The organism is Flavobacterium undicola (assembly GCF_009909155.2).
GTDB classification, from domain to species: domain Bacteria; phylum Bacteroidota; class Bacteroidia; order Flavobacteriales; family Flavobacteriaceae; genus Flavobacterium; species Flavobacterium undicola.
Genome location: NZ_JAAAPM020000001.1, coordinates 108236 through 127873, shown reverse-complemented (window position 1 = coordinate 127873; position 19638 = coordinate 108236). Strand labels below are relative to the sequence as shown.

Genomic DNA, 19638 nt, shown 5'->3' with positions numbered 1-19638 from the left:
TAAGTTTATTAAAATAGAATCTAATTTATTTTATGTAATTTTGATACTATAATTCTACAAAAATGAACCTAATAGAAAGATTAAATAAAGAAATATTGACTTTGTGCAAAATGCATAAAGTCAAATCTTTGTATGCTTTTGGTTCTGTTTTAACGGATAAATTTACCCCTGAAAGTGATGTAGATTTAATAGTCGATTTTGAGCCTATAGACGTTTTAGACTATGGCGACAATTATTATAATCTTAAATTTTCCCTTGAAAATATTCTAAAAAGAAACGTTGACTTATTAGAAGAAAAAGCCATCAAAAACCCCTATTTTAGAAAAACATTAAATCAAAACAAAAAATTGATTTATGGATAACACTATTAAAGCCTGGCTTTTTGATATTTTAAATTCTATAAACGAAATAGAAAGCTATTTTGTAGATACTCCTAAATTGTTTGAAGTCTATCAAAATGATTTAAGAACCAAAAGAGCAGTAGAAAGAAATATCGAAATTATTGGTGAAGCAATGAGCCGAATTCTTAAAGAAGATAACTGCATTGAAATTTCAAATTCCAGAAAGATTGTTGACGTTCGAAATCGAATAATTCACGGTTACGATTCTGTTTCAGATGATGTAATTTGGGGAATTGTGATTAAAAATTTGCCTGTTTTACAAAAAGAAGTTGAAGTCTTATTAGGAGAATAGTAATCAGAAGAAGCTACGGAGTTGAAAGCGTTGTTTGTTTAGGATTTTATTTTTTTGGCTCGAAATTTTTTTAAACGAAAAAGTTTGCATCAAAAAAAGAAGTATTTTTACAAACACAAAAAAAGATATGTAATAGAAATTAGAAGAAGCAAATACTTCTGATTAGTTTCTAATCGCTATAAAAACAATAGTAATTTAATGAAAGAAAAGCTGAAAGAAAAGATGAGTACAGAGAAAGAAGCCAAATTAAAAGCGTTACAGCTTACCCTTGATAAACTGGATAAAACCTACGGAAAAGGGACTGTTATGAAAATGGGAGATAAGGCCATTGTAGAAGTAGAAACTATTTCTTCGGGTTCTTTAGGTGTAGATTTAGCATTAGGAGTAGGTGGGTATCCAAGAGGAAGAATTATAGAAATCTACGGACCGGAATCTTCAGGTAAAACTACTTTGACACTTCACGCAATTGCCGAAGCGCAAAAAGCAGGTGGAATTGCTGCTTTTATTGATGCAGAACACGCATTCGACAGAAATTATGCTGAAAAATTAGGGGTAGATATTGAAAACTTAATTATTTCACAACCAGATAATGGAGAACAAGCACTAGAAATTGCTGAAAACTTGATCCGTTCAGGAGCAATTGATATTGTGGTAATTGACTCGGTTGCTGCTTTGACTCCAAAAAGTGAGATTGAAGGCGAAATGGGAGATTCTAAAATGGGTCTTCACGCGCGTTTGATGTCACAAGCTTTAAGAAAGTTAACAGGAACGATTAGCAAAACCAATTGTACGGTTTTCTTCATCAACCAGTTGAGAGAGAAAATTGGAGTGATGTTTGGAAACCCAGAAACTACAACAGGAGGAAATGCCTTGAAGTTTTATGCTTCGGTACGTTTAGATATTCGTCGTTCTACTCAAATTAAAGACGGTGAGAATGTTATTGGAAACAGAACCAAAGTTAAAATCGTTAAAAACAAAGTTGCTCCACCATTTAAAGTGGCCGAATTTGATATTATGTATGGTGAAGGAGTTTCTAAAACAGGAGAGATCTTGGATTTAGCAGTAGAATTCGAAATTGTAAAAAAATCAGGATCATGGTTTAGTTATGGTGAAACCAAATTAGGTCAGGGTCGTGACGCTGTAAAATCGTTGATTAAAGACAATCCGGAATTAGCAGACGAATTAGAAGAAAAAATCAAAGCTAGAATTAAAGAATTAGCTGAAAACTAATTGGTTTAATCTTTCAAATACTAAAAATGCCCGACAATTGTCGGGCATTTTTTTGTTCAAAATAGAGTCTGGATGTAATTTTTTCCAAAAAAATACGTTTTTATAAGCAACCTTTTTCATTCGATGCTGTCTTTATAAAAGAATCAACGATAGATTATTAATTTATAAAATCAAAAAAATGAAAAAAATCGCCCTGTTTTTAGTCTTGATGACCACATTATTAAGTTGTAGTGTAGATGAACCGGATAGATACACTAACTATGTTTTGCCAATTGATAGTTACACGCTGCCAGCCACTTTTACTGTAGGGGCTACACATGAAGTAAAGTTAAAGTACCAAAAACCAACAGCTTGTTATAATTATAGAGGTATATATTATTATTCAGATAGTAATACGAGAACAATAGCTATTTATGCTGATGTAAAAGATGGAGAAAGTTGTACGCAAGTATTGCCACCATTGTCTGAGGTTTCTTTTAATTTCGCGCCAACAACAGCAGGAACCTATATATTTAAGTTTTATAAAGGTAAAGACGTTGCCGGCGCAGATGTGTTTGAGGATGTGAATGTTGTTGTTACTCAATAATCACTTTGTCATTAAAGTATAAAAAAATCACCTAATCGACTAGGTGATTTTTTTTTGTTTTAACGGTTTCAATTTCTTTTTCAGTTTCAAACGCAACTAATTGTGTATAAATGGTGTTTCTAACCTGTTCTCGAATTTCTTTTCGGTTAATTTCACTTTTACCAAAAGTCTCTACTTGTTTGTGGATTTTTACACGCATAATCCCGGGACTTCCAGCAAAAAAAGTATAAGGAAATCGTTCTTTATTGTCTCCAAAACTGATAGGTAAAATCGGAATTTGATGCTTGATGGCTAATTTAAAAGCTCCTTCTTTAAAATGGTCTAAAACTACCGATTCGTCATCTGGAACACCACCTTCGGGAAAGATGCACACGCTTAGGCCACGTTCAATTCGTTTATGAGCCTTAGTAAAAACAGCCATTCGGCTTTGGGAATTGCTTCGGTCAACTAAAATGCAAGTTCTTTTGTAGAAAAAACCGAAAATCGGAATTCGAGCCAGTTCTTGCTTGCCCACAAATACAAAAGGATTTTTAATGATGGCGAGCATCAACATAATATCGGCCATTGAGGTATGATTGGCCACAATCATATAGCTTTTGTTTTCTTCAACAGTTTGTTCGCTATCTACTTTGTAACGAAATCCCATTCCGAATAGAATAAATTTAGCCCACATTCGAGCCATAATAAAAAAGTAAGGGTAGCCTTTTTCGGAGAGAATTGAAAGTACTAAAAATGGAAACATAATTAAAATAGGTATCGCCATAAGGATGTAAAACCAAATGCGCCAAAGAATCCAGAAAATTGTTTTTATGCCTTTCATGTGACCAAAAATAAGGAATCCTAAGTAACTTTTATTAAAAACAATTAAATTTGGTAAGAATTAACCGCAAAGAGCCCAAAGTTTTTTCGCAAAGTAAAAAAGTAACGATGACAGAAAATGATATTTCCAAAGTTGTAATTGGTTTAGCGATTGAAGTTCATAAAACACTTGGTCCAGGTTTGTTGGAAAACACATACAAAGAATGTTTATTTTACAAAATAAATAAGGCGGGACTTTTTGTTGAAAAAGAGAAACCGATGCCAGTAATTTTTGAAGAAGTAAAATTAGATTGTGGGTATCGGGTTGATTTATTGGTTGAAAATAAATTAATTGTAGAGCTTAAAAGTGTGGAGTCTTTAAGTGTAATTCATCTTGCTCAAACTTTAACGTATTTAAAACTGGGAAATTATAAACTTGGATTATTGATAAATTTCAATGAAGTTTTGTTGAAAAACGGAATCAGAAGAGTTGTAAATAATTTATAAAAAGAAGGAAAATTGCGGACTTTGCGAAAAACTTTGTAATCTTTGCGGTAGAAAAAAAATAACGATGTGGGTTTTGTAAAAATCTTTGCGAACTTTGCGGTAAAACAAAACTACAGCGATAGAAATAAATCATAATGGCAAAAATACTTACGGGAGTTCAAAGTACAGGAACTCCACATTTAGGGAACTTACTTGGAGCAATTATTCCAGCAATACAATTATCTAATAATTCTGAAAACGAATCTTTCCTTTTTATTGCCGATTTGCATTCGGTTACCCAGATAAAAGATGGAGAAACCTTAAGAAATAATACGTACAGCGTTGCAGCAGCCTGGCTTGCTTTTGGATTAGATGTAAACAAAGTGGTTTTCTACAGACAGTCGGATGTGCCACAAACAGCGGAATTGTCTTGGTATTTGAGTTGTTTTTTTCCGTATCAAAGATTGACTTTGGCGCATTCTTTCAAAGATAAAGCGGATAGATTAGACGATGTAAATGCAGGTTTGTTTTCGTATCCTATGTTGATGGCTGCTGATATTTTGTTATACGATGCTGATATTGTTCCTGTTGGGAAAGATCAATTGCAACATTTAGAAATGACGCGTGATGTAGCTTCCCGTTTTAATCATCAGTTGGGAGAGACTTTTGTGCTTCCGGAAGCAAAAATTCAGGATGATAGTATGTTGATTCCGGGAACCAATGGCGGAAAAATGAGTAAATCGGCTAATAATATCATTAATATTTTTCTGGAAGATAAAGCTTTGCGCAAACAGGTAATGAGCATTGAAACCGACAGTACGCCACTTGAAGAACCTAAAAATCCAGATACTTGTAATGCTTTTGCGATTTATTCTTTGTTAGCCAATGAAGAGCAAATTGCAACTATGAGAGCCAATTATTTAGGTGGGAATTATGGTTACGGTCACGCCAAACAAGCTTTGTTTGAATTAATCTGTGAAACTTTCAAAATCGAAAGAGAGAAATACCACTATTATATCAACAATCTAGAAGAAGTAGATGCTTTGTTGAAAATAGGGGCTGAAAAAGCTTCGGCTGTAGCCAATGGTGTTCTAGCAAGAGTTAGGGAAAAATTGGGTTTTGAGAAATCAACAAATGTTCAAATAAACGATAAAAACGTTAAAATATATGGAAAAAAATATCTGTATAATATTAATACTAAAGAGATAACAAATGCAGAATTACAAATAAATGCTAAAAAAAACATATCGTCAATTAAAGATGATAGTAAAATTGATAAAAACAAGTAAACTAAAATATTTCTTTGTATTAACGTAGTATTTAAAACTTTTACTGGGAATCTTTTATTCTATTTAAAAAATAGATTTGCAGATTGCTTAAAAATCTGCGAATCTGCGGTTTTTTAATATTCGTCTAAATCGCCTCAAACAATTTTCCCGGCAATGGACGAATCACGCCTTTGAGTTCCATGTTTAATAATAAAGCCGAGATTCGGTAAATAGGGAATTCGCATTCCAACGCAATAATATCCATTAATTCTTTTCCTGTTTTTAAGAGGTAATCGTATATTTTTTGTTCGTCGCTATCAAGGGAAACAAACAATTGTTTTTGTATTGCTTTCGTTTCCTCTTTTATGTCCCAATTGAGCATGTAAATCAAATCGGCGGAGCTGGTGAGTACATTTGCTTTTTGGGTTTTGATGAGGTTGTTGCAACCTGCGCTGTATTTGTCGGTGGTGCGACCTGGAACGGCAAAAACATCGCGGTTGTAATCATTCGCCATGTTGGCGGTAATTAATGAACCACCTCTATCAGCCGATTCGATAACAATGGTAGCTTCGGCAATACCCGCTACAATCCGGTTTCTTTTTACGAAATTTTCTTTGTCGGGATTAGTCGAACTCCAAAACTCGGTCATAAAACCGCCGTTGGTTTCCATCTTAGCCATATATTTCTTGTGGTTTTTAGGATAAATTTGGTTTAAACCATGAGCGAGCACCCCAATGGTTTGTAAATTGTTTTCCATAGCTAGTTGATGTGCTACAATATCTACTCCATAAGCAAAACCACTAACGATGATTGGGTCGAGTGGTGCCAAATCTTCAATTAGTTTTTTGCAAAATTCCATTCCATAAGAAGTGATTTGGCGCGTTCCCACAATGCTAATTATCTTTCTGTTTTTTAAATTAATATTCCCGGCGGTAAATAATACTACAGGTGCGTCAACGCAATGTTTGAGTTTGTCGGGGTAATTGTCGTCTTGAAAATAAGAAACGTTAATATTATTGTTTTGGATGAATTCCAATTCTTTATTGGCTTTGTCAAATATGCTTTGGTCTTTTAGGTTTTTCAGTAATATACTGCCTATGCCATCAATTGTTGCCAGTTGGTTAGTTTTGGTTTTAAACACAGCTTCTGCCGAGCCACAATGGCTGATTAATTTTTTCGCCATGATGTCGCCTACGCCTTCTACTCTTTGCAAAGCCAATACGTAAAATAAATCGGATGTTGTCATGCTAAATATTTGAGACTGAAATGTATAAATTTTCGGTCAGATTGTTAATAAAAATTGCAAATAAAATAAAGTGACGTAATTAGAGCTAGGGCATTTGTTTTCAAAAAATAATTACAAATCCTAATTTATTTATTTTAAAATTTAAATCACCAAAGAGTATATTTTGGTAAAAAAAACTTACATTTCCTTGCTGTTAAATTCATAACATGAAAAAATCAACCTTTAATGAAGTTAGCATTATGTGGAAACCAATAACAAGGCCTAAAAAGTCAGCAGAAGAACTGTTTATTGATTTAGAAGTAGATAAAAAACTGTTCAACATATTTCAAGTTGAGGATTTTTATTATATGATTATAAATGTTCCTGGAGCTAATTTCGGTTTTGTAAGCGAAAATATTGAAAAAGTATTAGGTGTGAGTGCAAAAGGCTTTTCTCTTGCCGATTTTTTTTTGATAGAATTCATCCCGAAGACCAGTCCATTCACTTAACTTTCTAAAAATGTATAAACCAAAAAATACCGTCGAAGTTCAAAATATTTGGAAAACACTTACAATAGAGAATAAGTCAAAAGAAAAATTAGAATTTGATATAGAAGTTTATAAAAAACTACTCAACGTTTTTCAAGTAGGTGATTTTTATTATATCATTCTAGATCTTACTACGGGTCAATTTGATTATGTGAGTGAACACACAGAAGCTGTTTTAGGCATAAAACCAGAAGACCTGATGATAGATGTTCTTTTGAGCAAAATTCATCCCGAAGATTTGCCTTATTTTATGAATTTTGAACATTCTACCTGCTTGTTTGTTAAAAATTTACCCGTAGAAAAATTAAAAAAATACAAGTTTAGGTATGACTATCGCATTCGGAAAAGTGATGGGGAATATATGCGTATTCTACAACAAGTTATTGCTATCGAACACGATGACGAAGGCAATGTTTCAAAATCATTATGTGTTCATACCGATATATCACACCTTAAAGAAAGCGGTAAACCTCTATTTTCTATAATAGGAATCGATGGAGAGCCGTCGTATATAAACATTGATGTAGAACAGAAATATATTGCCAACTCTTTTTTGTCCAGACGGGAAAAACAAATTGTCAATTTGCTAATTACAGGAAAAGTGAGTAAGGAAATTGCTTGTGAATTATCCTTATCGTTAAGCACCATAGAAACTTACCGAAAAAAATTGCTCAAAAAAACAGCAACCACCACTACTGCTGAACTCATAGGGAAAGTGATACGAGAGGGTTGGGTTTAATTGTTTAAATATAAAAGGGTTCAACTTGTGATAGTTGAACCCTTTTTATATAAATTTATTGCTACAATTAAAGGGCTCTTTTTCCGCTAAAAATAAAGTGGTCTCCAGCATTGTTAACAGCAGTTCCTTCAAATTTTTCACCAACTATTGTGCCTTTGATAGTTGCGTCCGATCCAGCTGGATCACCTACAGTTCCTGTAAATGTATTATTTGATACTAATCCTAATACCATTAAAGCATCATTATCATCATTGTGGGCAATACCAACGAGGTTATTTCCAAGGATACAAAAATTAAAAGCTGCAGGGTTACTTCCGTCTGAATCAGAGGAGACTCCAACGTAACATTTTACAATTTTATCTGACTGTTCTTTTTGTATTTCAATACTAGCGTTTAGATGTCCAACAATTGTAATATTTGTAATGTTTGGTTCTTCACCAGAAGCACCAACATTGAAATCAAAAGAAGAATTTCCATTTTTAAAAGTTAATCCATTAGTAACTTGACCGTTAGTGCTGGTTTCTGTAGTTGTATAAGTATACTCTTTTCCGTCAATAGTTAAAACCGCAGATTTGGTATTGTCTTCGTTAAGGTTGATTACTATTGTTCCTGTAGAACCAACAAACACTCCTTTGTAAGTTCCAAAATTACTTTGGTCGAATTTTTTAATTGCGGTTGGAGTTTCTGTAAATTTGGATTCGTCCGAATCATCTTTAGAACAGGAAAATGTTAAGGTACAAATTATTGTTAGTACCAAAATTGTTTTTAGAATTGTCTTCATAATATTAATATATAAATGTTTTTGCCTACTCTCTTCAGGATTTTCAGCTTACTCCATTATGATTGTTTATCTGACAATGAATTTGATTGGATACTATAAAAAAGAACTACTTTTTTCTAAATAGACTAATAGTAACAAGTGTTAATTTTATCTTAATTTCAAGTAAAAGTAGTCTTATATATAGCTGTTTACAATATCCCATTTATAGGATATTGTGTGCTAATAGAAAATAGTCTAGGGAGATTTGAATATTTAAGAATAATATTCAAGAGATTAATTAGATGGAAATGTAGCTTTTGTTTTGATTCAAGCTGATTTTAAACACGGATTCTGCCGAACCACATTGGCTAATTAATTTTTTTGCCATGATGTCGCCTACGCCTTCTACTCTTTGCAAAGCCAATACGTAAAATAAATCGGATGTTGTCATGCTAAATATTTGAGACTGAAATGTATAAATTTTCGGTCAGATTGTTAATAAAAATTGTGAATAAAATTTTGATAACTATTTTCATTGTATAACTTTGTCTGTATGAATATAGAACACTACATAGGCCAACTTTTATATCGTTATCAATGCGTTACCGTTCCTGGTTTCGGTGCTTTTTTGACTGAAATTCAATCGGCTCAATGGGTTGAAAGCGCAAATTCTTTTTTTCCTCCTAAAAAATTGATTTCTTTTAATACCAACATTAAAAACAATGATGGTTTATTAGCAAATCATATTGCCAGAGCTGAAAAAACATCTTATGAATATGCTATTAGTGCTATTCAATATGAAGTTTTGAATTGGAAAAAAGCATTGGAACAAAACAAAATGCTTACCATTAAAAATGTAGGTAGTTTTGCATTGACAGCTACGAATAATTTAGTTTTTACACCGTTAGAGCAAAAAAATTATTTAACCAGTTCTTTTGGTTTGAGTTCTTTTGTATCTCCTGTTGTTAAAAGAGATTCTTCTGTAGAAATTAAAGAAGTTATCGAGGAAAGCCCAGTTATTTCTTTAGTTACTGAAGAAAGAAATGGTCGTTCTTATTTGAAATATGCTGCTATTTTTGTTCTTGGATTAGGATTATTAGGCAGTGTTGGTTATCCGGTTTATCAAAATCAAATCGCTTCTGAAACAGTTTTAGTTGAACAGGCAGTGCAAAAGAAAGTAGAAAGTAAAATCCAGGAAGCTACTTTTTTTATTAAAAGTCCAATGGCTCCGGTAACACTTTCGGTAAAAGTAAATAAGGAAACTAAAGAGGTTAAAATGTCTTACCATGTGGTAGCAGGTGCCTTTAGAGACGAGAGTAATGCGGAGCAAGTTTTGAAAAAGTTAACTAAAATGGGTTATAAAGCCAGAAGATTAGAGGTTAACAAACACGGTCTTTACCCTGTGCTTTACGGTAGTTTTGCTACTTATGCCGAAGCTCAAAAAGTTAAAAACGAAGTTCGGGAATCAGAAAATCCAGAAGCCTGGTTGCTGGTTGAATCACTATAATTTAAAAGCCTATTCGTAACAGAATAGGCTTTTTTTGGACTATTTTTTGTTAATGTATTGCCCACGGATTATACTGATGCATCGGGTAGTAACGGATTTTTTATTTATAAATCAGTGTGAATTTCTTGGATCTGTTTTATCTGTGTTCCAAAATTTATTTTCTTTTTTTCTGTTGTTGAATCTGGAATTTTCTTGGGCTAATTCCGTTGCGTTGTGAAAAAGTAGAAGTAAAATGTTGTAATGACGAAAATCCGCAGACAAAAGCAATTTCAGACATGTTGCTGTTTTTTTCGTTTTGAATTAACTGGATGGCTTTTTCCAGTTTTAAACTAATAATAAAACTGTTGGGTGGAAATCCGGTTAGTTTTTTTACTTCATAAGTAAATTTGGTTTTTCCCATGTTAAAGGCCGTAGCCAAATCGTCAATGTGCCATTTCTTCGTTAAGTCACTTTGAAGCAATTGCGTTAGTTTTTCAATAAAACTGTCGCTTTCCTGATTTTTTTGGATTTTATTAGAAAGCTGTCGGTGTAAATCAATAAAAAGATTCTCCAGAATATTTTGAACTTTTATCTCGAAACCTTCTTCTTGAAAGGCTAATTCGTTTCGTAATTCGTCAAAGTATTTTTTAAAATTCTTTGCCTTTTCGAGTACCGCATTGTTGGCATCGCCAATCATTTCTCCCAGATTTTGCTGAAAATTTTTAGATAATTTACTCCAATTTCCTAATTCTAAAGCCGTATTTTTTGAAAATTCAAAAGGTTTAATGATAATCCAATTGATTTGACCAATATCCATGATTCCCGAAATACTTCCGTTTTCGTGCCAAGGTGCAGTAACCGATAAGTTTTCGGGTAGTAATTCTATTTCTTGGCCTTCAATTACCCAGTCATATTTTCCACTGTTGACATAATGAATCTCGATTCCGTCATTAAGATGCGGACGCATGGTGTCATCAATACGAACTTTTGAAAATTTCATACTACCAAATTGACGGATAAAAGGCAGTTTTTTTAACGGTCCGGGATTGTTTTCGTGCCACCAAACGCCATAATTACCATTTTCATCTTTCTCTCTTAATGTTTTTGGCAATAAAAAGGAATCCATAAATTATTTTGTATTAAATTGGTATAAAGATAATTATTAAATTTATTTATTAGAATATTATCTGTTTTTATAGAATCGACCGTTGTTTAAAAATATGATTTTTTTTGTATTAAAATAGGTAACTTGCCCAGCCCAATTAATTTATTTCAAGTGTATTAGAGTCGACAGACTTTTTTTTTACTTTAAAAATGATAACGTTTACATTTTGTTATTTGTAAAAAAGTACTGTTTTAAGAATTTGGTAGAATCAGAATTCAATTTATAATTAAAAATATATTTTATGTTTCTAAAAAACCGACATCCTTTATTGAGCTTTTTGCTGGTATTTTTCACCGCGTTTTCAATGCAGGCTGCTGATATTTGGGTAGCCACAAATGGGAATGATGCCAATGAAGGAACAAAAGCAAGTCCGCTGGCAACGGTGCATATGGCATTGAGAAAAGCCAGAGAATTGCGTCGATTAAAAGATGCTTCTGTAAAAGGAGGAATCCATATTATCATAAAAGACGGGACTTATTATTTTGATGAGCCTTTGTTTGTAAGACCGGAAGATTCAGGAACAGCTGATAGTCCAACAACTATTGAAGCTGATGCGAATGCAAAACCTATTTTTAGCGGTGGAATTGCAATTAAAAATTGGAAAAAAACAACAGCTCCAATAAATGGTTTAAAACCTGGAATTGTTTGGGTAGCTGATGCTCCGGAAATTGGAGGAGAAACAATCAATTACCGCCAACTTTGGGTAAATGATGTAAAAGCGGTGCGAGCTAAAAGTACTGCCGGAAACAAAATGGACCGTATTTTATCCTGGGACAAAGATTCGCAAACTTGTTGGATTCCGTTTAAGGATAAGTCTGTTAAATTCCAACCCGGAATGGAAATGTACATCGTGCAATGGTGGGCAATTGCCAATTTGCGTATCAAAAATATCGAGGTTAAAAAAGACAGCGCCCGACTTTCATTCGAAAAACCAGAAAGTAGAATCCAGAGTGAACATCCCTGGCCGGCTCCCTGGATTTCTAAAAATAACGGAAATTCTGCATTCTTCTTAAACAACGGAATGTCGTTATTAAATGAAGCTGGTGAATGGTATTTGGACAGAAAAAATGCTAAAATATATTACATTCCAAGAGCAGGAGAAAATATGGCTTCCGCCAAAGTGACTGCGCCCGTTTTAGAAAATTTAGTGGATGTTAAAGGAACTTTAGATACTCCTGTACAATATTTTAATTTCAAAGGAATTTCGTTTCAGTACAGCAATTGGCTTCGCCCTTCGCAACAGGGTCATGTGCCATTGCAGGCGGGAATGTATTTGTTGGATGCTTATAAATTAAAAGTTCCTGGAACGCCTAATCAGGCAAGTTTAGAAAATCAGGGCTGGGTAGGAAGACCAAGAGCGGCTGTAGAAGTGAATTATGCCAACAATACAATATTCGAATCCTGTAGTTTTGAGCATTTGTCTTCCACAGGATTGGATTTGCATAAAGGAACAAATCATAATAAAGTACAAGGAAATTTATTTAAAGACATTGGCGGTAACGGAATCAATCTGGGCGTTTTCTCCGAAGAATCTTTCGAGGCGCATTTACCTTATACGGCGAAAGATGAAAGAGTAGTTTGCTCGGATGAAGTTGTTGCCGATAATTTGATTACTAATGTTGCCAATGAAGATTGGGGATGTTTAGGAATTGCAGCTGGTTTTATAAAGAATTTGACTATTGAGCACAACGAAATTTCGGATGTGGCTTATAGCGGAATTTCGATGGGATGGGGTTGGACACACACTGAAAATGTGATGCGAAACAATAAAATTTTGGCAAATAAAATCCATCATTATGCCAAGCATTTACATGATGTGGCGGGGATTTACACGCTTTCTTCTCAGCCAGATAGCCGAATTGAAGAAAACTACATTGACAAAGTATATTTCAGTCCGTATGCGCACGATCCATTTTTATGGTTGTATTTATATACCGATGAAGGTTCACAAAAATTTACGATAAAAAACAACTGGATTCCGATTCAGAAAACCCTGAAAAACAACAATGGTCCTGCGGGAAATATTTGGCAGGATAACAACCAGTTTGTAAGCAACTCAATTAAAGAAAATGCGGGTATTCGTGCTCCTTATGCCAGTCTGAAAAAAGAGGTGGTTGTTGATGAAGTCTGGGGATTACAAGAAATGCCAAAGTCGGTTGCGATTGAATTAATTGGGAAGGATTTTGATATCGAAAAAATCAAATCGACGATAAAAGGTTTCCGAATTGTAGGTGAAGAATTGTACCAATGGGAAAATCATCTGGTGATTTACGGTTTGATGAATCAGCCGGAAAGAACCAAAAGAAAATTGGCTTTGGCTTTTCCAGCATTGGAAATCAAAATCTATGAGAATCCAATTTATGATTTTCAGAATTTCGAAAGATGTAAAGATTCTAAACCAGCATCGGAATGGGAAAACATTGTGTTGACGGCTAATTTAGTAGACGATGCCAAAATGCAAAAAGAGTATGTGGATTATCATGCTACCCAATTCGAAAAATGGCCGGAAATAGCCAAAGGTTTCTGTAATGCCGATTTCCAACAATTGCAGGTTTTCAAAAACGGAAGGCAATTGATGTTGGTTATCAGTATTCCAAAAGGAGAAAGTTTGGATAAACTAAATCCAAAAACTACCGAAAATAATCCGCGTGTTGACGACTGGAATGCCATAATGAAAAAATACCAAACAGGAATCGAAGGAACAAAACCGGGAGAGGTTTGGAACTTTTTGAAGAAAATATAGATTTTAGAATGCAGATTAATGATTGTTGATTGCAGATGTAAAAAATCAAAAATCAGCAATCGTTAATCAAATATCATCAATCAAAATTAAATAAATAATATATCTAATCAATGTTAAAAATAGCCATTTTAGGTCTTGGAGAAGGACGAAGTACCATGTCAGCAGCTATAGAAAGCAGCAAAGTAGAATTGGTAAAAGTGTGTGACAGAAATGAAGAATTGTGTAAACAAAGAGCCAAGGAATTTGATTTCCCTGCTTACACTACTAATTATGATGATTTATTAAAAGACGAATCTATTGATATCATTGCCATTTATACACCGGATCATTTGCATGCTGAACACGTAAAGCAAGCTTTGTTGCACGGTAAACACGTAGTTTGTACTAAGCCTTTTATTGATGATCTTTCGGATGCTAAAGAGTTATTAGAGTTAAGCGAGAAAACAGGTAAGAAAGTATTTGTGGGACAGAGTTCCCGTTTCTTTGAACCTGCTAAAAGACAAAGAAAAGATTTCGAAGCAGGAGTTATCGGTGATTTGATTACGATTGAATCTCATTATCATGCGGATCACCGTTGGTTTTTAAAGAAAGAATGGTCGTTGTTGCAATCATTCAAATGGTTGTATGGCGGATTAAGTCATCCTGTGGATTTCATCAGATGGTATTTACCAAATATTGAAGAAGTAATGGGTTACGGAATGATAAGCAGCAACGGAAAAGAGGCTGGTTTGAAGAATGAAGATACGATGCACTTTATTTTCAAAGCTACCGATGGTCGTATTGCCAGAGTTAGTGGAGTGTATACTTCGCCTACACAGCCAACCAAAAGAGACAGCGGAATGAGTGTTATTTTAAGAGGTACTGAAGGGGCAAGTCAGGCGGATTATCATGAATTGCGTTATTCCGTTACCGATAAAGAAGGGGAAGAAAGAATCATTCACTGGGGTGATGCAACGCTTAAATATTATTTCCGTTTTGAAGGACAAAGTCATCATGGCGGGGAATACCAAAACTATTTAGAATATTTTGCGGATAGTATCGAGCAAGGTTTTACAGCTTATCCGGACATGAAAGAAGGAATTGGAACCGTAGCCTTATTACAGGCAATGGACAGAACATTACAAACAGGAATGCCAGTAAAAATTGCTGATATTTTAAAAGAATATAACCTATGAATAACAGTATCTACGATAAGTTAACTGCATTAGATTTTATAATAGTTGCTGTTTATTTAGTGACCTTATTGGTCATTGGTTATGTGGTAAGTGTCAAACAAAGTAAGAAAAACGAAACGCTTTTTCTGGCTGGAAATTCGCTGAATTGGTATAATATCGGTTTTAATATGTGGGGGACTAATGTGGGGCCTTCATCATTATTGGCTTTTGCCAGTATCGGTTATGCAACCGGAATTGTAGCAGGAAATTTTGAATGGTATGCCTTTGTTTTCTTACTGCTTTTGGCAATGGTTTTTGCGCCGCGTTATATTGCCAGCAAAGTAAGCACGATGCCCGAATATATGGGAAAACGTTATGGCGACAGTACCCAGACTATTTTGGCCTGGTATGCTATGGTAAAAATTTTGGTGAGCTGGTTGTCATTGGGATTGTTTAGTGGAGGTGTTTTAGTACGCCAGATTTTAGGAATTCCAATGTGGCAGAGTGTGACCGTTTTAGTAATTTTTTCTGGGATTTTTACTTTTGCCGGAGGTTTGAAAGCCATTGCCAAAGTGAATGTGTTTCAGATGATTTTGTTAATTGTGGTTTCACTTACCTTGTCTTATTTAGGACTACAAAAAGTAGGTGGAATTGAAGCTTTGATTGCTAAGACACCATCTAATTTTTGGAATTTAGTACGACCTAGTGATGATGCTCATTATCCCTGGCCGGCTATTTTATTAGGATATCCGGTTGCTGCCGTGGCTTTCTTTTGTACCGACCAATCGATGGTGCAAAGTGTATTGGGTGCTAAGAATTTAGAACAAGGACAATTAGGAGTGAATTTTATCGGTTGGTTAAAAGTGATGGCATTGCCATTGTTTATTTTACCGGGAATTTTGTGTTCTGTTTTATTTCCTGAATTAGGTAAGAGTTCTGATTTGGCTTATATGACGATGGTTACCAATTTATTCCCGAGTGGAATGAATGGTTTGGTAATTTGTGTGATGATAGCCGTTTTGGTGGGAACTATTGGTTCGTCATTGAATGCGTTGAGTACGGTTTTTACCAATGATATTTATGTGAAAAAAATCAATCCTGAGGCAACTATTAAAGATCAAATCAGGATTGGACGTATCACGATTGCTGCCGGATGTGTGTTTGCTATTCTTATTGCAGTAGCTATTGACAACATCAAAGGGCAGAATTTATTCAATATTTTTCAGGCAGTTTTGGGCTTTTTAGCACCTTCATTATCTGTCGTGTTTTTGTTGAGTATTTTTTGGAAACGCACTACAAAAAAAGCGGTAAACGGAACTTTGTCTTGGGGTTCTGCTTTTAGTTTATTCATAGGAGTTTTGTATTTATGGATTTTTCCGGCTGATGAATACGCGATTTGGCCTCACTTTTTATTAATATCCTTTTACATTTTTGTAGTCTTGTTAGTAGCGGCGATTATCATTTCATTGCTTGATAAAAACCCGGAAACCACTTTTGTTAGTGAAACTGATGTTCCTCAAACCAGTCAACGAGTGAAATTGTTGTTTGGTTTATTAGGAGTAACAATTATCGTTTTATATCTCATTTTTAATTTCAACTAGAAAATTCTTATATTTTTGTTAGATAACAATAAAGCATGAAAAATATGTCAAGAAGTAAATTAGTTATTTTAGTAATCTTTTTTTCTCTGGTAATTAAGAATGGTTTGTATGCGCAAGCTCCTGGAATTTTTATTACACCTGTTAGGAATGGGGATAATAGTGTCGATTTTAAATATACAAAAGAAGGAATAGGGAGTTTCATTGTTGATATTCATTTTACAAAATTAGAAAATTCTGAAACTACTAGTATTCCTAATATGAATGTTACGTCTAATTCAGGTTTACTTTTTAAATTAAAACCCTTAGATAAGAATAAAAAAATTGATTTCTTCTATAGTTATACCGTTACCCAAGGATATCTTAATCCTACTTTAGATTCTACGGTAACTTATATGCTACCATTTAAAAAAGGTAAAAAAGTGAAGATTTATTGGGGTACTAGGCCAGGTATTAGTCCAGAAAAATGGAAAAAATATGTTGTTAATTCGAACAATCAGGATAGTGTTTTTGGAATGAGAAAAGGAGTTGTTGTTGATGTAAGAACTTTGACAGTATTTAATAAAGATGAGGTAACTCAAGAAACTAAAAAAGTACTACGAAAAGAAATTATTGTTGAACATGCTGATGGAACTTTCGCATCTTATTCAGGTATTGAGGAAAATTCTATTGCTGTGAAAATAGGGCAAACTATTAATCCTCAATCTTATATAGGTGTGATGGATGAATTAAATGGAGGTCGCTATAGCTTTACATTCGATATTTATTATCACGAACCTGATCAAATGAATTATAGAGGTAATTTAATATCAGTAAGTCCAAATTTTCTAACTCAAAATGGTGTTGAAAAATTAGAAAGTAAAAAAGAATACGTAGTGACTTATGATGAAAGCATTTTACTTAAATAAGCAATAAAATTAATTAATAATAAATATAACCTTATATGAAAAACCAGTTTTCAATTTTTAGGTCTCTAACGGTTTTGTCCCTTTTGGTAATGGCATTTGCTTTTGTTAATGTAAATGCTCAGGTAACGCCAAAAGAAAAAAAAGCTACATGGGTTTGGTACCCAGGAGATTTCGAAGTTTGGTTAAGCAATAAAATGCAGGTAAGACGTACAGAACGCGAAGCGGTATTTCCACCGCTTTGGCAATATTACAGTCCTTATGCCTTGGTAACTTTTCAAACAGAAGTAGATATTCCGGAACCAGACGACGTAAAAATCTACTCGGAAGGATCTTTTCAATTACTTTTAGATGGTGTTCAGGTTTACGGACAGCCAAAATCAATAAAAATTCCTGCCGGGAAACACAAAATTTCATTTAAAGTATATAATCAGGAAGTATTGCCAGCTATTTATATTGATGGTAAGTATGTTAAATCGGATGCATCCTGGAAGGTGACCAATGAAGATAAACTTTGGATTGATGAAGCTGGAAAAGCACAACAATCCGGTACACCATGGGTGCCTGTTGGTTCCTGGAATTTTGATTCATCAGAGAATAAACCTTCCGGGTTTAAACTAACAACCAAACCTTTGAACTCAAAAAAAACAGAAAAAATAGGAGCTGGTGAGTTGGTAGATTTTGGTAAAGAAACTTTTGGTTATATTAAAATTCACGGTTTAAAAGGAAAAGGTAAAGTAGCACTTTATTATGGCGAATCTCGTGAGGAAGCTCTGGATTCTGCCAGATGTGAAACGCTAGACCACTTATCTTTTGATGGAAACCAGCCACAAACATACACACATAATGGATCCAAAGCATTCCGCTATGTTCAGGTACAAGCAGATGCAACGGTAAAATATGATTCTATTTCGATGCTGTATGAGTATTTGCCATTAGAACATCGTGGTGCATTCAAATCTTCAGACCAAGAATTGAATAAAATTTGGGATGTGTCGGCTTACACCATGCATTTAACTTCTCGTGAATTTTTTATAGACGGAATTAAACGTGACCGCTGGGTTTGGTCTGGTGACGCTTATCAAAGTTATTTAATGAATTATTATTTATTCTTTGATTCGGCTTCCGTAGAACGAACGCTGTTGGCTCTTCGTGGTAAAGGACCTGTGACGGCTCATGTTAATATCATAATGGATTATTCGCTGTATTGGTTTGTGGGTGTTTACGATTACTATTTACACACGGGCGATACGAAATTTATTAAAACTTTTTATCCACGAATGAAATCACTGATGGAATTCTGCTTAAAAAGAAGAAATACAAACGGATTCCTGGAACCATTAGAAGGCGATTGGGTTTTTATTGATTGGGCGAACGGATTACCAAAAACCGGCGAGGTTAGTTTTGAGCAAATGCTTTTAGCGAGAAGTTTAGAAGCTATGGCAGTTAGTGCTGAAATTGCAGGTGAAAATGAAGACCAAAAACAGTATCAAAAATTAGCTGTTGATTTAAAAACAAAATTATTTGAGGTGTTTTGGGATAAAAAAGAAAACGTGATGAAGCACCAGCGTATTGATGGTAAAATGCAAGACATTGTAACCAGATATGCTAATATGTTCGGTATTTTTTTCAATTATTTTAATGAAGAACAAAAACAAAGTATAAAAAAGAAGGTGTTGCTCAATGATAAAATTCTTCAAATCACAACACCATACATGCGTTTTTACGAGTTGGAAGCCTTGTGTGCTATGGGCGAACAGGATTATGTGTTGAAAGAAATGAAAGACTATTGGGGCGGAATGTTAAAAGAAGGCGCTACTTCTTTCTGGGAAGAATACAACCCAAACAAAAAAGGAACAGAACATTTAGCAATGTACGGACGCCCTTATGGAAAAAGTCTTTGCCACGCCTGGGGTTCTAGCCCAATTTATTTACTAGGAAAATATTATTTAGGTGTAAAACCAACAGCTCCAGGTTATGCTGAATATGAAATCAAACCGAATTTAGGTGGTTTGCAATGGATGGAAGGAAAAGTACCAACACCAAAAGGTGAAGTGGCCTTGTATGTAAGCAAATCGGAAATCAAAGTAAAAGCGGCTGAAGGAGAAGGAAAATTGGTTTTCGAAAGTAAAAGCAAGCCAAAAACCAATTCGGGAACGATTACAGAATTGGCTAAAAACAAATACCAATTGACGGTTAAGCCAAATGTTGAATATAAAGTAAGTTATAAAGCACTTTAAAAATTTAGGTATTA

18 protein-coding genes and 1 pseudogene are annotated in these 19638 nt (G+C 34.2%); 14 read left to right on the top strand and 5 right to left on the bottom strand.

Annotated elements, in window-relative coordinates; all coding sequences use genetic code 11:
- The first annotated feature begins 62 nt into the window (after positions 1-62).
- From GTZ96_RS00460 to GTZ96_RS00445, 4 genes are all read left to right on the top strand, one after another.
- Positions 63-362 carry a nucleotidyltransferase family protein gene (locus GTZ96_RS00460; protein ID WP_161640411.1) on the top strand — a complete coding sequence of 100 codons (300 nt, stop codon included), beginning with the start codon at positions 63-65 and terminating at the stop codon, positions 360-362.
- Positions 355-693 (top strand): HepT-like ribonuclease domain-containing protein, encoded by a 339-nt coding sequence (locus GTZ96_RS00455; protein WP_161640410.1) that lies wholly within the window; start codon positions 355-357, stop codon positions 691-693. The genes GTZ96_RS00460 and GTZ96_RS00455 overlap by 8 nt, the downstream gene beginning before the upstream one ends.
- Positions 694-915: 222 nt before the next feature.
- Positions 916-1923 carry a recombinase RecA gene (recA, locus tag GTZ96_RS00450; RefSeq protein WP_161640574.1) on the top strand — a complete coding sequence of 336 codons (1008 nt, stop codon included), beginning with the start codon at positions 916-918 and terminating at the stop codon, positions 1921-1923.
- Between the two features lie 178 nt (positions 1924-2101).
- Positions 2102-2509 (top strand): hypothetical protein, encoded by a 408-nt coding sequence (locus GTZ96_RS00445; RefSeq protein WP_161640409.1) that lies wholly within the window; start codon positions 2102-2104, stop codon positions 2507-2509.
- A 31-nt stretch (positions 2510-2540) separates the two neighbouring features.
- Here GTZ96_RS00445 and GTZ96_RS00440 read toward each other — a convergent pair whose 3' ends face one another.
- Positions 2541-3329: a lysophospholipid acyltransferase family protein gene (locus tag GTZ96_RS00440; protein ID WP_161640408.1), complete on the bottom strand. Its 789-nt coding sequence runs from the start codon at positions 3327-3329 to the stop codon at positions 2541-2543.
- Between the two features lie 107 nt (positions 3330-3436).
- Between GTZ96_RS00440 and GTZ96_RS00435 the strand changes: the two genes are divergently transcribed.
- Together GTZ96_RS00435 and trpS are read left to right on the top strand one after the other, a co-directional pair.
- Entirely contained in the window at positions 3437-3814 is a 378-nt protein-coding gene (locus GTZ96_RS00435) for a GxxExxY protein (protein ID WP_161640573.1), read from the top strand.
- A 134-nt stretch (positions 3815-3948) separates the two neighbouring features.
- Positions 3949-4914, top strand: a pseudogene (trpS, locus tag GTZ96_RS00430) (tryptophan--tRNA ligase); the annotation flags it as partial.
- A 292-nt stretch (positions 4915-5206) separates the two neighbouring features.
- On the opposite strand, the gene dprA reads toward trpS, so the two are convergent.
- On the bottom strand, positions 5207-6307 hold the full coding sequence (gene dprA, locus GTZ96_RS00425) for a DNA-processing protein DprA (RefSeq protein WP_161640407.1): 1101 nt from the start codon (positions 6305-6307) through the stop codon (positions 5207-5209).
- Positions 6308-6513: 206 nt separating this feature from the next.
- Here dprA and GTZ96_RS00420 point away from each other — a divergent pair, with 206 nt between their 5' ends.
- The gene (locus GTZ96_RS00420) at positions 6514-6795 is read left to right on the top strand and encodes a hypothetical protein (protein ID WP_161640406.1); all 282 of its coding nucleotides are present in this window, start codon (positions 6514-6516) and stop codon (positions 6793-6795) included.
- 10 nt (positions 6796-6805) lie between these two features.
- Positions 6806-7573, top strand: coding sequence for a LuxR C-terminal-related transcriptional regulator (locus GTZ96_RS00415; RefSeq protein ID WP_161640405.1), 768 nt, complete (start codon positions 6806-6808; stop codon positions 7571-7573).
- Between the two features lie 67 nt (positions 7574-7640).
- Here the strand turns inward: GTZ96_RS00415 and GTZ96_RS00410 are convergent, their stop codons facing one another.
- Together GTZ96_RS00410 and GTZ96_RS00405 are read right to left on the bottom strand one after the other, a co-directional pair.
- Entirely contained in the window at positions 7641-8354 is a 714-nt protein-coding gene (locus GTZ96_RS00410) for a hypothetical protein (RefSeq protein ID WP_161640404.1), read from the bottom strand.
- 277 nt (positions 8355-8631) lie between these two features.
- Entirely contained in the window at positions 8632-8784 is a 153-nt protein-coding gene (locus GTZ96_RS00405; protein WP_317168868.1) for a hypothetical protein, read from the bottom strand.
- 102 nt (positions 8785-8886) lie between these two features.
- Between GTZ96_RS00405 and GTZ96_RS00400 the strand changes: the two genes are divergently transcribed.
- Positions 8887-9840 (top strand): HU domain-containing protein, encoded by a 954-nt coding sequence (locus tag GTZ96_RS00400; RefSeq protein ID WP_161640403.1) that lies wholly within the window; start codon positions 8887-8889, stop codon positions 9838-9840.
- A 154-nt stretch (positions 9841-9994) separates the two neighbouring features.
- On the opposite strand, the gene GTZ96_RS00395 is transcribed toward GTZ96_RS00400, so the two are convergent.
- Positions 9995-10945: a helix-turn-helix domain-containing protein gene (locus GTZ96_RS00395; RefSeq protein ID WP_161640402.1), complete on the bottom strand. Its 951-nt coding sequence runs from the start codon at positions 10943-10945 to the stop codon at positions 9995-9997.
- Positions 10946-11225: 280 nt separating this feature from the next.
- Between GTZ96_RS00395 and GTZ96_RS00390 the strand changes: the two genes are divergently transcribed.
- The 5 genes from GTZ96_RS00390 (at position 11226) to GTZ96_RS00370 (ending at position 19624) form a co-directional block, all read left to right on the top strand.
- A complete protein-coding gene (locus GTZ96_RS00390) occupies positions 11226-13727 on the top strand; it encodes an L-rhamnose mutarotase (RefSeq protein ID WP_161640401.1) in 2502 nt (833 codons plus the stop codon).
- Between the two features lie 110 nt (positions 13728-13837).
- Positions 13838-14902, top strand: a complete 1065-nt coding sequence (locus GTZ96_RS00385; protein ID WP_161640400.1) for a Gfo/Idh/MocA family protein — start codon at positions 13838-13840, stop codon at positions 14900-14902.
- Positions 14899-16482 (top strand): sodium:solute symporter, encoded by a 1584-nt coding sequence (locus GTZ96_RS00380; RefSeq protein WP_161640399.1) that lies wholly within the window; start codon positions 14899-14901, stop codon positions 16480-16482. The genes GTZ96_RS00385 and GTZ96_RS00380 overlap by 4 nt, the downstream gene beginning before the upstream one ends.
- A gap of 35 nt (positions 16483-16517) precedes the next feature.
- Positions 16518-17387 carry a hypothetical protein gene (locus GTZ96_RS00375; RefSeq protein ID WP_161640398.1) on the top strand — a complete coding sequence of 290 codons (870 nt, stop codon included), beginning with the start codon at positions 16518-16520 and terminating at the stop codon, positions 17385-17387.
- A gap of 35 nt (positions 17388-17422) precedes the next feature.
- Positions 17423-19624 (top strand): alpha-L-rhamnosidase-related protein, encoded by a 2202-nt coding sequence (locus tag GTZ96_RS00370; RefSeq protein WP_161640397.1) that lies wholly within the window; start codon positions 17423-17425, stop codon positions 19622-19624.
- Positions 19625-19638: the final 14 nt, after the last annotated feature.

What these genes read in the sequence shown, in the direction of transcription:
- dprA (WP_161640407.1), bottom strand. Translation starts at nt 6,307, where the DNA reads ATGACAACATCCGATTTATTTTACGTATTGGCTTTGCAAAGAGTAGAA.
- GTZ96_RS00460 (WP_161640411.1), top strand. Translation starts at nt 63, where the DNA reads ATGAACCTAATAGAAAGATTAAATAAAGAAATATTGACTTTGTGCAAA.
- GTZ96_RS00410 (WP_161640404.1), bottom strand. Translation starts at nt 8,354, where the DNA reads ATGAAGACAATTCTAAAAACAATTTTGGTACTAACAATAATTTGTACC.
- GTZ96_RS00375 (WP_161640398.1), top strand. Translation starts at nt 16,518, where the DNA reads ATGAAAAATATGTCAAGAAGTAAATTAGTTATTTTAGTAATCTTTTTT.
- GTZ96_RS00435 (WP_161640573.1), top strand. Translation starts at nt 3,437, where the DNA reads ATGACAGAAAATGATATTTCCAAAGTTGTAATTGGTTTAGCGATTGAA.
- GTZ96_RS00395 (WP_161640402.1), bottom strand. Translation starts at nt 10,945, where the DNA reads ATGGATTCCTTTTTATTGCCAAAAACATTAAGAGAGAAAGATGAAAAT.
- GTZ96_RS00390 (WP_161640401.1), top strand. Translation starts at nt 11,226, where the DNA reads ATGTTTCTAAAAAACCGACATCCTTTATTGAGCTTTTTGCTGGTATTT.
- GTZ96_RS00370 (WP_161640397.1), top strand. Translation starts at nt 17,423, where the DNA reads ATGAAAAACCAGTTTTCAATTTTTAGGTCTCTAACGGTTTTGTCCCTT.
- GTZ96_RS00420 (WP_161640406.1), top strand. Translation starts at nt 6,514, where the DNA reads ATGAAAAAATCAACCTTTAATGAAGTTAGCATTATGTGGAAACCAATA.
- GTZ96_RS00445 (WP_161640409.1), top strand. Translation starts at nt 2,102, where the DNA reads ATGAAAAAAATCGCCCTGTTTTTAGTCTTGATGACCACATTATTAAGT.
- GTZ96_RS00440 (WP_161640408.1), bottom strand. Translation starts at nt 3,329, where the DNA reads ATGAAAGGCATAAAAACAATTTTCTGGATTCTTTGGCGCATTTGGTTT.
- GTZ96_RS00400 (WP_161640403.1), top strand. Translation starts at nt 8,887, where the DNA reads ATGAATATAGAACACTACATAGGCCAACTTTTATATCGTTATCAATGC.
- GTZ96_RS00415 (WP_161640405.1), top strand. Translation starts at nt 6,806, where the DNA reads ATGTATAAACCAAAAAATACCGTCGAAGTTCAAAATATTTGGAAAACA.
- GTZ96_RS00405 (WP_317168868.1), bottom strand. Translation starts at nt 8,784, where the DNA reads ATGACAACATCCGATTTATTTTACGTATTGGCTTTGCAAAGAGTAGAA.
- GTZ96_RS00385 (WP_161640400.1), top strand. Translation starts at nt 13,838, where the DNA reads ATGTTAAAAATAGCCATTTTAGGTCTTGGAGAAGGACGAAGTACCATG.
- recA (WP_161640574.1), top strand. Translation starts at nt 916, where the DNA reads ATGAGTACAGAGAAAGAAGCCAAATTAAAAGCGTTACAGCTTACCCTT.
- GTZ96_RS00455 (WP_161640410.1), top strand. Translation starts at nt 355, where the DNA reads ATGGATAACACTATTAAAGCCTGGCTTTTTGATATTTTAAATTCTATA.
- GTZ96_RS00380 (WP_161640399.1), top strand. Translation starts at nt 14,899, where the DNA reads ATGAATAACAGTATCTACGATAAGTTAACTGCATTAGATTTTATAATA.